This is a genomic window from Mycobacterium sp. pUA109, from assembly GCF_041287095.1.
Classification (GTDB): Bacteria; Actinomycetota; Actinomycetes; order Mycobacteriales; family Mycobacteriaceae; genus Mycobacterium.
Genome location: NZ_JBGGKS010000009.1, coordinates 89,444 through 102,725 on the forward strand (window position 1 = coordinate 89,444; position 13,282 = coordinate 102,725).

14 protein-coding genes are annotated in these 13,282 nt (G+C 68.2%); 5 read left to right on the forward strand and 9 right to left on the reverse strand.

The window, feature by feature from the left end; all coding sequences use genetic code 11:
• The first annotated feature begins 41 nt into the window (after positions 1–41).
• From ACAG26_RS12245 to ACAG26_RS12260, 4 genes are all read left to right on the forward strand, one after another.
• A complete protein-coding gene (locus tag ACAG26_RS12245) occupies positions 42–293 on the forward strand; it encodes a hypothetical protein (RefSeq protein ID WP_370482525.1) in 252 nt (83 codons plus the stop codon).
• Positions 294–418: 125 nt separating this feature from the next.
• Complete coding sequence (locus ACAG26_RS12250) at positions 419–1,312, forward strand: SAM-dependent methyltransferase (protein ID WP_370482527.1); 894 nt, start codon at positions 419–421, stop codon at positions 1,310–1,312.
• Position 1,313: 1 nt separating this feature from the next.
• Entirely contained in the window at positions 1,314–1,958 is a 645-nt protein-coding gene (locus ACAG26_RS12255) for a TetR/AcrR family transcriptional regulator (protein ID WP_370482528.1), read from the forward strand.
• Between the two features lie 5 nt (positions 1,959–1,963).
• Positions 1,964–3,088 carry an FAD-dependent monooxygenase gene (locus tag ACAG26_RS12260; RefSeq protein WP_370482530.1) on the forward strand — a complete coding sequence of 375 codons (1,125 nt, stop codon included), beginning with the start codon at positions 1,964–1,966 and terminating at the stop codon, positions 3,086–3,088.
• Between the two features lie 53 nt (positions 3,089–3,141).
• Here the strand turns inward: ACAG26_RS12260 and ACAG26_RS12265 are convergent, their stop codons facing one another.
• The 8 genes from ACAG26_RS12265 to ACAG26_RS12300 all read right to left on the reverse strand — a co-directional run bounded on the left by ACAG26_RS12265 (position 3,142) and on the right by ACAG26_RS12300 (position 11,253).
• A complete protein-coding gene (locus ACAG26_RS12265; RefSeq protein ID WP_370482531.1) occupies positions 3,142–3,591 on the reverse strand; it encodes a 4-oxalocrotonate tautomerase family protein in 450 nt (149 codons plus the stop codon).
• Positions 3,592–3,692: 101 nt separating this feature from the next.
• Positions 3,693–4,313, reverse strand: a complete 621-nt coding sequence (locus ACAG26_RS12270; RefSeq protein WP_370482532.1) for an SRPBCC family protein — start codon at positions 4,311–4,313, stop codon at positions 3,693–3,695.
• A gap of 193 nt (positions 4,314–4,506) precedes the next feature.
• The gene (locus tag ACAG26_RS12275; RefSeq protein WP_370482534.1) at positions 4,507–5,895 is read right to left on the reverse strand and encodes a mechanosensitive ion channel domain-containing protein; all 1,389 of its coding nucleotides are present in this window, start codon (positions 5,893–5,895) and stop codon (positions 4,507–4,509) included.
• A complete protein-coding gene (locus ACAG26_RS12280) occupies positions 5,892–8,069 on the reverse strand; it encodes an adenylate/guanylate cyclase domain-containing protein (RefSeq protein ID WP_370482536.1) in 2,178 nt (725 codons plus the stop codon). The genes ACAG26_RS12275 and ACAG26_RS12280 overlap by 4 nt, the downstream gene beginning before the upstream one ends.
• 88 nt (positions 8,070–8,157) lie before the next feature.
• Entirely contained in the window at positions 8,158–9,465 is a 1,308-nt protein-coding gene (locus tag ACAG26_RS12285) for an alpha-amylase family protein (protein ID WP_370482537.1), read from the reverse strand.
• The gene (locus ACAG26_RS12290) at positions 9,462–9,941 is read right to left on the reverse strand and encodes a nucleoside deaminase (protein WP_370482538.1); all 480 of its coding nucleotides are present in this window, start codon (positions 9,939–9,941) and stop codon (positions 9,462–9,464) included. Before ACAG26_RS12290 ends, ACAG26_RS12285 begins: the two co-directional genes overlap by 4 nt.
• Before the next feature lie 174 nt (positions 9,942–10,115).
• On the reverse strand, positions 10,116–10,655 hold the full coding sequence (locus ACAG26_RS12295; protein WP_370482539.1) for an alkyl hydroperoxide reductase: 540 nt from the start codon (positions 10,653–10,655) through the stop codon (positions 10,116–10,118).
• A gap of 10 nt (positions 10,656–10,665) precedes the next feature.
• The gene (locus ACAG26_RS12300) at positions 10,666–11,253 is read right to left on the reverse strand and encodes a peroxiredoxin (RefSeq protein ID WP_071022856.1); all 588 of its coding nucleotides are present in this window, start codon (positions 11,251–11,253) and stop codon (positions 10,666–10,668) included.
• Positions 11,254–11,360: 107 nt separating this feature from the next.
• On the opposite strand from ACAG26_RS12300, the gene ACAG26_RS12305 reads away from it, so the two are divergent.
• Positions 11,361–12,296: a hydrogen peroxide-inducible genes activator gene (locus ACAG26_RS12305; protein WP_370482541.1), complete on the forward strand. Its 936-nt coding sequence runs from the start codon at positions 11,361–11,363 to the stop codon at positions 12,294–12,296.
• A 76-nt stretch (positions 12,297–12,372) separates the two neighbouring features.
• Here ACAG26_RS12305 and ACAG26_RS12310 read toward each other — a convergent pair whose 3' ends face one another.
• Positions 12,373–13,125, reverse strand: coding sequence for a GntR family transcriptional regulator (locus tag ACAG26_RS12310; RefSeq protein ID WP_370482542.1), 753 nt, complete (start codon positions 13,123–13,125; stop codon positions 12,373–12,375).
• Positions 13,126–13,282 lie beyond the last annotated feature (157 nt).

Genomic DNA, 13,282 nt, shown 5'->3' on the forward strand with positions numbered 1-13,282 from the left:
GCGAGACGGACTGGGCGCTGCCGTAGCGCTAGACATCGGTCGTGGACGGGGTGACGTCGGCGTCGTTTGCGGCCATGGCGCTCGGCCAGCCGGGATTCGCGTCGTGCACGCCGGGCGGGATCATCCGGCTGCGCGACCACTACCGCGTCGAATTGGCGGCGCGGCACGTGGTGGTTGTCGGGCGGAGCCCGATCCTCGGTAAGCCGATGGCGGCGCTGCTGGTTGGCCGGGACGCGACGGTGACCGTCTGCCCTCGGCGGCGACCCGACCCCGACAGCGGACATGCCGATTAGGCAATATTGCTTAATCGGCAAGTTTCCGGTAGGATGGCCGCATGTGAGCGGGCCGCTGCCGGTCGCCCGCAACTACGGATCACGCTCGATACCGGACGCGATCGGACGACACCGCGGGAGAGACGATGGCGCGAACAGGCGGTGACACTTGGGATTTGGCCTCCAGTGTGGGGGCCACGGCGACGTGGGTGGCCGCCGGGCGGGCGCTGGCCTCCAAACAGCCCGGCCCGCTGATCGACGACCCGTACGCCGACGCTCTCGTAAAAGCGGTCGGCCTGGACTTCTGCAACCGGATTGCCGACGGGACGCTAGAGCCCGACGGCGATCCGCAGCTGGACCAGCGCCTGATCTGTGAGCGAATCGCCGTGCGTACCCGGTTTTTCGATGACGTATTCACCGCGGCCGGCAAAGCCGGTATCCGCCAGGCGGTCATCTTGGCCTCCGGTCTGGATACCCGGGCCTACCGGCTTGATTGGGCCGCCGACACCGTGGTCTTCGAAATCGATCAGCCGCAGGTCATCGAGTTCAAAACCGACATTCTGGCCAGCCTCGGGGCTACACCGACCGCGGAGCGGCGCACGGTGGGCATCGACTTGCGCGGCGACTGGGCACAGGAGCTGCGCGCCAGCGGGTTTGACGAGACCCGGCCGACGGCCTGGATCGCCGAAGGCCTGTTGATGTATTTGCCGCCGGAGGCCCAGGATCAGTTGTTGGACACCGTGACGGCCCTATCGGCGCCGGGCAGCCGAGTGGCGACCGATGACATCGATGCGGCGGCCATGACCGCCGACTGGGCGAAGCAACTCACCGAACGATCCCGCCGGGCCGGCAGCCACATCGATGCCACCGAGTTGTTCTACTCGGGCGAGCGCATCAGCGCCCGCGATCACCTGGCTGCACACGGCTGGCGCGTTTCGGTTCTGTCCATCGCCGAGGCCTACGCCACCAACGGGTTTGCGCCACCGACCGGTGAACTGGCCGCCGCTCCCGGGTATCTCACCGCGACGCTGGACGGCTGAGATGGCCGGGCTGCGAGAACGTAAGAAGACCGATACCCGTCGCGCGCTATCTGACGCCGCGATGCGGCTGTCCGCCGAGCGGGGCTTGGAGAACGTCACCCGGGAAGACATCGCCGCGTTGGCCGGGGTGTCGGCCCGCACGTTCAGCAATTACTTCGCCACCAAATACGACGCGTTGGTGTATCGGCAGACCGAGCGTGTGCACCGCGGCGTCGCGCTGCTGCGTCGGCGTCCCGCGGGGGAAGCGCTGTGGACGTCGATCACCGAGGCGCTAGTTGGGCCCATTGAAGAGGACTTCGCCCAGGAAACCGGCGACAAGCACACGCTGCCGACCCCTGCTGGGCTGGTCGAAATTCGAAAGCTGCTGGCAAACAGCGAGGTTCGCAGTGCTCTGACCCGGGACCTGGAAGGCGGTTTCGCGTCGGCGATCGCCGAGCGCACCGGAACCGATCCGCAACGCGATATGTATCCGCGCTTGGTGGCAGCCGTCATTCGCGCGGTGGTCGAGACCACCATGGACATCTACGCGACCGCGGACCCGCCGGTTGCCTACCCGACGCTGCTGCGCGCAGCGCTCACCGACGTCGGCGCCGGTCTTCCGGCGCCCAACGACAAATCATCGGTCCCCAACTTGGTTGAGGGGTAATCCCGATGCGCATTCTTGTCTCCGGCGGGGGCGTTGCCGGCCTGAGTACCGCGATCGACCTCGGCGCCGACGGTCACGACGTGACGATCGTCGAACGCGCACACCACCTGCGGGTCAACGGTTCTCCCATCGATATCCGTGGTGACGCGCTCGAGGTCGCCGACAAGATGGGTGTGCTAGGGCATATCCGCGACCGTCGGATCGACATGAGCGAACGCGTGCAGTTCGTCGACGAGAGCGGCGCCGTCGTGGCCGAACCAGCGTTCGACGAGATTAACGATTCCCCCGACGACACCGAAATCCCGCGCGAAGACCTCACGAATATCCTGCACAACCACCTCGGGCCGTCGGTGCAGTTGCGGTTCGGCGAATCCGTCGCCGAACTCGGCGACGACGGGGCCGGAGTCGACGTCCGGTTCGTCTCGGGCGCCCGCGACCGCTACGACCTCGTGGTGGGCGCCGACGGGATGCACTCGGCGGTCCGTCGCTTGACGTTCGGTCCCGAACAGCAGTTTCTCCACCATCTCGGCTTCTATGTGGCACTGGCCGGCCTGCCGAATCACCGGCCGGCCGGACGCATCAACCCGATGTACAACTTTCCCGGTCGGATGGCCGGCGTCGCCGCCTACAACGACAAAGCGTTGGCGGTGTTCATGTTCCGGTCGGGTTGGATTGACTACGACTATCACGATCTAGCGGCCCAGAAGCAGCTCCTCGCCGCGGCGTTCGCCGGCCACAAAAAGTGGCGAGTCCCCGAACTGATCGACGCGGCACTCCGGGACCCGGAGTTGTACTTCGACTCGGTCAGCCAGATCCAGATGCCCGTCTGGCACCGCGGTCGTGTCGTGCTGGTCGGGGACGCCGCGCACTGCACCTCCAACCTGACCGGTCGCGGCACCAGCCTGGCCCTGACCGGCGCGTGGCTTCTCGCCCAAGCGCTGCGCGACCACCCCGGCGACATCGCCCAAGCATGTGAGCAATACGACCGCGAGCAGAGGCCGCTCGCGACCAGAATCCAGGCGATGGCGGCACCAGGAGGCGACCGTCTGGTGCCGGCCACCCAAGACCAAATCGATGCCCGCAACCGCGCCTTAACCGAGGCATCCGCGCAGAAACACAACAAGAACTGAACGCTCCTCGTCTCGGCTAGGGTGCGTCGGCGCCCCTTGCTGCCGGCATTGCCCTACCTGGCGAGCCGCTTGGCGACCCGGGCGGCAACCGGGATCCGCTGGGCGAGCAGCACCCCGCCGACCGCAAAATCGCGCGGCCGGTAACGGTGGAACCGCACATTGACCGCGTCCAGGTCGTCCCCGAGATCGAGCAGCCGGGCCAACAGGTTGGTGATCTCGCGGGCGATGACCTGTTGGCGGCGCAGCGACAACCCCCAGTCGCTGAACTCCACGGTGACATCCCGGCCGCCGGTGTCGGCCAGCATCGTCCTGCCCACGGCCAACCCGTCCGGATCGTAGGGGGTGAAATGCACCGTTGTGCGGGCCCGCATGTCGTCGGCGGTCGGGCGGCCGCGGCCCGGCGGCGGGGTCAGCAGCCGCACCACCAGGTCGGTGAGTTCGACGGCTAGGCGGCGTCGGTGCTCGGCATCGATGGGCGGGCTAGTCAGACGCAGATAGGGCATGGCTTCGGTATACCAGCCGTTCCCTGAAATGTGAGTGGGTATGACGAGCCGCTGCACTTGCGGATTCCCCTACGTGACGCACCTGGCCGAAGGCCCGATTGTCACTCAGGCGCGTAGAAGGCGCTGGTGTTGGCCGCGGCGTCGCGGGCTGAGTCGGGACTGACCCCCGCCGCCCGGTGAGCCGCGCCCCAGGCCGCCGAGCTGTGGCGCATAAGAACCGGTGTGGCGGGGTCGTTCATAAACTCGCCGCTGGTTGGGATCTCGGCACCGGTCACGAGCACGGCGAGCACCGCCAGGGGCATGTCCCAGCCGACGCCGACCGCGCCGGGGCCGAACTGCGCCCACTGGTCGTCATCGGGAACGGTATGGCGCAGGACGAGTTCGGTGGCGTCGTCGCCGGCGGGTGTGAGCTCAAGTGTGACGAGGCCGGGTTGCAGGTCGCCGCATTCCCAAGTGACTTGCAACTGGCTCGGTGGCTCGCACGCAAGGATGGCGCCACCCGCGTTTCCCTCGAATTGGAAGCGACCACCGGGTCGCAGGTCGCCGCTCATCGGTAGGAACCAGCGGCACACCCGATCGGGGTCGGTGCAGGCGTCCCAGACCTCGGCGATCGGGGCTCGAAGCCGGCGACGCAGTTCGACGACGTACGCGGCTTGGCCCCGCAGTTCGCCGTCGCCGACCGCGCGGCGGGCCCGCTCGAGTTCTTTGATGAGCTCACGCATCTCAGCTCCTCCTAGGTGGTCGGTCGAGGTGGCGACGGCCGCGTGCCACATCGATGTGCGGGCTCCATTGCCGCTGCCGGCCCGCGGCGCAGCGCCATCCGTGACTGTGCGGTGTCATACGCTCCGTCGCCGAAAAGCGTATGAAACCGCACAGTCGGCGCAAGTTTCATTGGCCGCACAATCGGCGCAGGTTTCATGCCAACGCCCGCTGCACGCCCTCGCGTTGTTCCTCGATGGTGCGCCCGATGTCCTGCAGCAGCAACGGTTTCCGCCGCACCAGCTCCTCCAGGGCGCCGCGGTCGATGTGGGCCACCGTGGTTTCGGTCAGCGCGCGGGCCGTGGTCGTGACCGGCTCGCGGGTCAGCGTGGTTTGGCCCAGGCAATCACCCACGCTCAGGGTGTGCACCGGGATGACCGCGCCGTCGTCGCTGCTGACCGCCAACTGCACCTGCCCGTCCACCAGGCAGGTCAGCTGGTCGGGAACCTCGCCGGGGGACTGCAGGGTTTCGTCGACCCCGTACCGGGTGATCCGGACCTGGGGCCGCAGCTGCTCCTGGTCGTCGGCGGCCAGCCGCAACGCCGGCGCCATGACCCGCAGCGCCGCCTCGATCCGGTCCGCGGTGACGAAGTCGTCGTCGGCCTCGTCCAGGTGCACCCCGGCGCGGCGGGCCGCGTACCACAGCCAGCGCAAAAACGCGGCCCGGGCGGCGCCGTCGTCGGCGGGGGAGCGCAGCGGGATCGTGGTGGTGTAGCCGGTGCCGCCGACCGCCACACTGCGCGGCGCGGCATCGGTGCGGCGGTGCGGCAGCGCGGCGGCCACCCGGGTCAACAACGCACACACTTGGTCCGGCGGGTCACCCACCGCGAACATGGTGTCGACCGAAATCTCGTGGGCCCCTTTGGGACGGCTCAGATTCGTGAACGACGCCGCCGACAGCACCGAGTTCGGCATGATCTGCAGGCCGCTGCCGGTGCGGATGTGGGTGGCGCGCCAGTTGACCTCCACCACCCGGCCGCGCGCCGACGGGGTTTCGATCCAGTCACCGAGCTGGAACGGCTGCTCGAACAACACGAACAGGCCGGAGATGATCTGGCCGACCGAGTTCTGCAGCGTCAGCCCGAGCACGATCGAGGTGATGCCCAGCGCGGTGAACAGCCCGCCGACGTTGGCTCCCCACACCCGGGACAGGATCAACGCCAGCCCGACGGCGATCAGCACGAACCGGGCGACGTCGAGGAAGATCGACGGCATCCGCCGCCGCCAGCTGCCCTCCGGCGCGGCCTGGAACAGGGTGGCGTTAAACCCGGCCAGCACCAGGATCAGCACCGCGAAACCGAACACGGTGGCCACGATGCGCACCGGGGTGGCCTCGGCCGACACCTGGTTGGCCTTGACCAGCAGCGCCAGCAGCGCACCCAGCGGCAGCAGGTAGCTGCGGATCATCCCCACCGGCCGGGCCAGTGCGCTGCCGCGCCGCTCCAGCGCCTGCTGTAGCTCGGTGAACAGCACCACACCCACCGGCAGTCCCACCGCCACCGCCAGGGCCCAGTAAAACCAGGGCGCATCCAGGAAGCTGCTCACGGCTGGCCCTCCGCCAGCCGCCAGATCGTCTGCTCGACACCGTCGACGGTGATGCTGCCGGCCGCGGTGAATTCGTGGCTGTCGCCGACGGCCTCGTACACCCGGGAAGTGACGTAGATGCCGGGTTGCGGGGAGTCGTTTTTGAGGTGGTAGGCGAAGTTGACCGCCGACCCCCACATGTCGTAGGCGAGGTTGGACCGGCCGATTAGCCCGCTGGTCACCGGCCCGGTGTCGATGCCGACCCGCAGGGTCAGCGCGTTGCCGGTTTCGCTGTTGAACCGCTCGACGATGCGCTGCAATTCCGCGGCGAAGTCGACGGCGCGTCGGGCACTGTCCAGCCGCGGCACGCTGAGCCCGCAGCTGGCCAGGTACCAGTTGTGCATGGTTTGCACCGGCTCGACGCCGGTGGTCTCGGCCGCCGCATCGAATTGGCGCACCAGCTTGTTGACCACCGACAGCGACTCGTCGCAGGCCAGTTCGGCCGACAGTTCGTCGAGGTGGTCGGTTTCGGCGGCGATCACGGTGAGGTTCGGGTGCTCGATGGCGATGGATTCTTCACCCTCGCGGTAGCGCTGCACGGCCGGCTCGGGCATCACCGACAACAGCAGCCGATCGTTTTCCCGCCGCTGCTCGTTGATCAGCTCCTGTTTGAGGGTGAGGTTGCGGCCCATGTCGTTGAACGCGACGGTCAGATCGCCCAACTCGTCGCGGGACAGCACCGGCAGGTCAATGTCGTAGTCGCCGGCGCTGATGCGGTGCGCCCCGGCCATGAGCTGCCGGACCGGTCGCACGAAGATCCGGGCCAGCAGCATGGCGGCCACGCACACCAGGAAAATGATCACCGCGGTGGACACCACCAGGGTCTGGGTGAACGCGGCCACCGGCGCGAACGCCTCGCCGGCGTTGATCTTCGCCACGAGGCTCCACCGCAGCCCGGGCAGGTCCACCGGCGCGTAGGCCTGCAGGGTCCGGCGGCCGAGGTAGTCGCGGGTGATCAGGGTGCCGCGCTGGCCCTGGGCCGCCAGCCGCACCGATTCGGAGGCGACGGGTTGCACCAGGGTGGTGCCGTGCTGCCGGATGGCCTTGGCGGCGACGTCCGGCGGTGTCCCGGCGCGCACCACATCGCGTTGATACGCCTCGGGGTCCTGCAGAAACAGCCGGGAATCCGAGCGCATCAGGTTGTCCGGGCCGACCAGAAAGGTCTCCCCGGTGTCGCCCATGCCGGCCGTCTCCCAATCCCTATCGACCGTCATCAGCCGGTTGACCTTGACGATCGGAAACTCCAGCGCCAGCACCCCGACCCGGCGGTCCGGGCCGTCGATGGGCACCGACAGCCACGCGGTGGGTTGACCGGCCGGCTCGTACTCGGCGAAGTCGGTGACCCCGACGTAGTCGACGGCGCGGGCGTTCATCGTCGTCCGGTACGCCTCGGCGAGATTGCTGTCGCGGTAGGGGCCGGCAAAGATATTGGTGCCCAGGTCGACGTTTTTGTAGGCGGAGTAGACGACGTTGCCGCGGGTGTCCAGCAGCAGCGCATCCTCGAATTTGGAGCGGCTGACGATGGTCCGGAAAAAGTCATTGTAGCGGGCGTTGGCGGCGGTCCAGGCGCTGCCGTCGCCGGCGTCGTCGACCTTGAGCGCCGCCGCGCGGTCGGTGAACGGGACGGTGTAGTGCGCTTGCAGATATTTCTGCGCATTGGTGTTGGGCAGCAGCGAGTTGATCTGCACCTGGGTGCCGGTTTCTGCTTCCTCGCGTTTGCCGACCTGGTTTTGGTAGAAACTGCGCAGCGCCTGGTCCCGGGCCGGGTCGATCGGCGCGTCGCCCAGCTGATCGAGCCCCGCGGCAAACGCCCCGATCGCGTTCGCGCAGGTGGTGTCGTGGGTGTAGATGATCAAGGTGTCCTTGAGGTCCTTGAACTGCGCCTGCAGCTGACGCGCCTGAGCGCTGCGGATCTGGGTCAACCGATCCAGCGCGGCCGCCTCCAACGACTGGCGCCCGGATCGGAAACCGATGACGCCGACCACGGCGGCGGATAACACACTGGTCGCCAGCAGCATCAACAGCAGCTTGGACTGGATGCTGAGGCCGCGCCGGCGCTGACGTCGGCGTCGCAGCTTGCGGGCGAGGCTGGTCTCGGGTGCGTCGCGGCCTGCGGATGTCGCTGAAGCGGTCATCTCGATCGAGCCTAGTGCCAACTGGATGGGTTTCCCCGCTTTACCGGGGAATCGGGGTGGTGGTCGCGGCCGGGTGCGGGACGCCGGCTTAGGCCGGGCGCAGGATCCGCCAGCCGTGCGGTTCGACGGTCAGCTCGGTGACCACCTGCTGCGGCGGCGCGGCGGTGCCGGCCAGGACCTCCGCCTGCGCGGTGCCGAGGTCCGCCAGCGTCACCTGCAGCGGGGCGTCGTCGACGTTGAGCGCCACGATCAGCGCGTCGTCGCCGTGGCGGCTCTGGTAGATGTAGTGCCGGTTCTCCAGCCGCAGCGCCGTGGTGGACGCGTCGTACAACCACGGGTGCCGGCGCCGCAGCCCGATCAGGTACTGGTGCAAGGCCCGGATCTCGGCGTCACGGTCGTCCAACTGGGCTGGGGGAGTGCCGAACTCGGGGCGCACCGCGTCGTCGCCGCCGGCCCGCTCCTCTTTGACGCCGCGATAGCCGAACTCGTCGCCGGCGTACAGGCTGGGAATGCCGCCGATGGTCATCAGGATCACCAGGGCCTGCGCCAGGTGGTCGGGGTGCTCGAGCCGGCTGGCGATCCGGGTGACGTCGTGGTTGCCGATGAAGGTCAGCGGGGCGAAGCTGGCTAAAAAGGTGTTGTGCCGCTGCATCGCCCAGTCCAGCTCGAAGAAGTTGGCGTCGTTGAGGCTGCTCCAGATCGCCTTCCACAGCTCGTACTGGGTGGCCGAGTCGAAGCCGGCATCCCGCACCGCCGCGGCGTAGTCGCCGTGGATCAGTTCGCCGACGAACCACGCGTCCGGGTACCGGCCGCGGACCCTGGGTAGCACCGCGGCCCAGAACGGTTGCGGCACCGCGTAGGCCGCGTCCAGCCGCCAGCCGTCGGCGCCGCGGCCCAGCCAATGGGTCATCACGTCGACGGTGTAGTCCACGACTTCCGGGTTGTCGTGGTTGAGGGTGATCAGCTCGGCGTGGCCCTCGAAGGTGTGGAAGCCGCCGCGGTCTCGGCGAAACCAGCGGGCCGCCGTGTCGCTGTGCGGTGCCTGCTGATAGCGGGGGAAGTCGACGCCGACGTGGTTGAACACCCCGTCCAGCAGCACCCGCAGGCCGCGCCGATGGGCCTGCTCGATGAGGTGGTCGAAGTCGGCGTCGTCGCCCAGGCGCGCATCGATGCGGTAGTGGTCGGTGGTGTCGTAGCCGTGGGTGCGCGCGGCGAACACCGGTCCGAGTGCGACGCCCGAGGCGCCCAGTTCGACGGCGTGGTCGAACCAGTCGGCGACGCGGCGCAGCCGGTGTTCGTCCGGCCGCGGTGGCGTTGCCGCGGGGAACGCGCCGACGAAGCCCAGCGGGTAGACCTGCCACCAGATGGCGTGTCGGGTCCAGGCGGGCGGCGTCACGGCTGGTACGCGGCCTGGTACAGGGCTTTGATCTCGTCTTCGAACTGCGGTGCGGGACCGTCGACGACCGCTTTGGGGGCCACCGTGGTGATCGGCAGCGGCGCCACCGGGGGCCGCGGTGCCCGCCACTCGGCCAGCCACTGGTTGAGCTGCGCGGCCGACGTCGCGTACACGATGCGACCCAGACCGACCCAGGCGTGCGCGGCCGCGCACATCGGGCAGTGCTCGCAGGAGGTGTAGACGGTGGCGCGGATGCGGCGCACCGGCGCCAGGTTCGCCGCCGCCCAGCGGGCGATGGCGAATTCGGGATGTTGGGTGGGGTCCCCGTCACCGGAGCGGTTGTAGTCCTCGTAGAGGATGGCGCCGTCGGCGCCGACCAACGTCGAGCCGAACGGTGCGTGCCCGTCGTCGAGCGCGGTGCGGGCCAGCTCGACGCAGCGGCTCAGGCGTTCCAGGTCGGTGTCGCTCACTGCCACGAATCCGCAGTCTACGGCCCGGCAGCACCCCGCCATCGCGCGAAAGTGCGTGCAGGTAGCAAAACTGCGAGTGGACACCTGCGTAAGCGCACTTTCGCGGGCGATCGGCGGCCCCGAAAAGCAGGGAAGGGGTGTGTCAGTGACTGACACACCCCTTCCCGCCCGAAGCGAGGATTAGCCGACGACGTCGGCCAGGGTATCGGCGGTGGTGAGCGCCTGCGCCACGCCGGCGACGATGGAGGCAGCCTTCAGCGCCTCGAGGATCGTCTCCCGGTCGACGCTGGCCTCGCGCAGCGTGTGCTCATGAGCGGCCACGCAATGCCCACACCCGTTGATCGACGACACCGCGAACGACCACAGCTCGAAGTTCGCCTTGTCCACCCCGGGGTTGCCGATGATGTTCATCCGCAACCCGGGCCGCAGGTCGTCGTAGGCCCCGTCGAGAAACCCCCGACCACGGTAGAACACGTTGTTCATCCCCATGATCGAGGCGGCGCCCAGGGCCGCCTGATAGGCCTCGGCAGACAGCGTGTCGGCAGCCTCGGCGCCGATCTCGGCCAGCACCTTGGTGTTTCGCGTCGCCGCCGCACTGGCCAACAGGGTGCCCCAGAGCTGTTCCTCGTTCAACGCCGTGGTTCGGGTGATCGAACCCAGGTTGAGTTTGAGGTCCTTGGCGTATTCGGGCAGTGCCTCTTTGAGGTTGTCGACACTCATCTCGGCCTCCTTAGGCGGATGCTTTGAGCAGTTCCCCGGCGTCGAGTGTCGGGTCGCCCTTCTTCCAGTTGCACGCGCACAGCTCGTCGGACTGCAGTGCGTCGAGCACCCGCAGCACCTCGTCGACGTTGCGGCCCACCGAGCCGGCGGTCACCGACACGAACTGGATCTCGTTGTTGGGGTCGACGATGAAGGTCGCGCGGTCGGCGACGCCGTCGGCGTTGAGCACGCCGGCCGCCTCGGCCAGCTCCCGCTTGAGGTCCGACAGCATCGGGAACGGCAGCTTCTTGAGGTCCTCGTGCTGGGCCCGCCACTGGAAGTGCACGAACTCGTTGTCGATGGAGGCGCCCAGCACCTGCGCGTCGCGGTCGGCGAACTCGTCGTTCAGCTTGCCGAACGCGGCGATCTCGGTCGGGCACACAAACGTGAAGTCCTTGGGCCAGAAGAAGATCACCCGCCACTTGCCGGGGTGGTCGTCGCTGGAGATCGTGGTGAAGTAGTCCTCGGGCTGCTTCGCGTCAACCTTCGACAGGTCGCCCGCGATCAGCGCGGTGAGCCGGTAGGCGGGGAACTGATCACCGATGGTCAGCAGTGCCATGTCACTCCTTTGTCGTCGAAATCTCTGCGCGCTTCTCGCGCGCACCTCCCATATTGCCCGAACCTCACTCTAAATAAAACGTGATATTTTGCACTATACTAATCGGCATGACCGATAAGAGTTATCAGCCCACGATCGCCGGGCTGCGGGCATTTGTGGCGGTCGCCGAAAAACATCACTTCAGCAGTGCCGCAGCCGCTCTGGGTGTCAGCCAGTCGACGCTGTCGCAGGCGTTGTCGGCGCTGGAAACCGGTCTGGGTGTCCAGTTGGTGGAGCGGTCAACGCGGCGTGTCTTCTTGACAACGGAGGGTAGGCAGCTGCTGCCGCGGGCGCAAGCCGTGATCGAGGCGGTGGCCGCGTTCGCCGCGGCCGCCGCGGGCTCCGCCGACCCGTTGCAGGGCACCATGCGGTTGGGCCTGATCCCCACGGTGGCGCCCTACGTGCTGCCCACCGTGCTGGCGGGGTTGGCCGAACGGCTGCCCGGGCTGACGCTGCGGGTGGTGGAGGATCAGACCGAGCGGCTGCTGACCGCGCTGCGCGAGGCCGCGGTGGATGCGGCGCTGATCGCGCTGCCGGCCGACACCACCGGGATCACCGAGATCGGCATCTACGACGAGGATTTCGTGCTGGCACTGCCGCCGGGCCACCCGCTGACCGGGAAACAACGGGTGCCGCCGACCGCGCTGGCGCAGCTGCCGCTGCTGCTGCTCGACGAAGGGCACTGCCTGCGCGACCAGGCGCTCGACGTGTGCCGGATGGCCGGGGTGCGCGCCGAGCTGGCCAACACCCGGGCCGCCTCGCTGGCCACCGCCGTGCAATGCGTGACCGGCGGGCTCGGGGTCACCCTGATCCCGCAGACCGCGGTGCCGGTCGAAGCCGAGCGCAGCCGGCTGGGCCTGGCGCAGTTCGCCAGCCCCCGGCCGGGCCGCCGGATCGGGCTGGTGTTTCGGTCCTCCAGCGGCCGCGACGAGCCGTATGCACGGTTGGCGACGATCATCGGCGAATTGATCAGCGCCGAGCAGCAGGTGCGTCTGGTGCGGTAGCGCCCCACGTCACGTGCATCGGGGAGTAGCGCCGCCTCCGCGATCACCTGCTGGGTGCAGCTCCCAGCGACGGGAGTCATCCAGCTCCAGTGGAAGTGTCGGCTGCCGGATGCATCGCGACCTGGAATATGACGCGGAGGATATCGGCGCGGATCCAGCGTTGGCTCAGCGAGACCGGCCGGTGATCATCGGCATCGACGTTGAGGCTCTCGATGTACCAGCCAAGGCTGGCTTCCGGTGCGTTGAGTTGGGCAGCGACGTCACTGTCGAACTGTTCAGCGCTCGCATGCACCCAAGACCGGCGTGGCGTGACACCCGCGTTCAGCAGCACGTCGTGCAGTGAATCGTTGACGCGCATTGCCACGGCCAGGTCGGGCACCAGCGCGGTGGGCACCCACTCGACGCCCCAGGCGGAGGGGATTTCGTTGACGTAGGACAACCGGACCAGGCGATGGCACCGCTCCGCCGCGGCGAGCGCGAGCTTGTCCCGCAGCTCGACGGGCGGGTGCTCATGCGTGCAGGACAGCACGGCGCTGCGCGGTACCGCCCCGGACGCGCGGACCGTTGCGCTCCACGATGGTGCATGATCGGCGGCGATCGGATAGTCGATACGGTGGCTGACGAAACTCCCCACACCGCGGACGCGGCGAATGACGTTTAGTGCGGTGAGCCGCTGTAAGGCCGCCCGCGCCGTCGACCTGGCCACGCCGAACCGCTGGGCGACCTCGTGCTCGCTGGGCGCCCGGTGGCCGTCCGGTAATACCCGAATCTCGCCGTGCAGAACGCGGGCGATCTCCTGGTACTTCGACACGTACACGATCAGTGACACTAGACCTGTCCATGGATGGTGTGCGGACCCGCGTTGCAGCGCGGGGGTTGTCCGGACAACCCCGCCGAGAGCTGCTGTGACTGTTCACCTTCCGTTTCATCGCCGATTCACACCGCGACACCGTGTCGTCAGACCGTAGTCCAGCCGCCCGGACCGG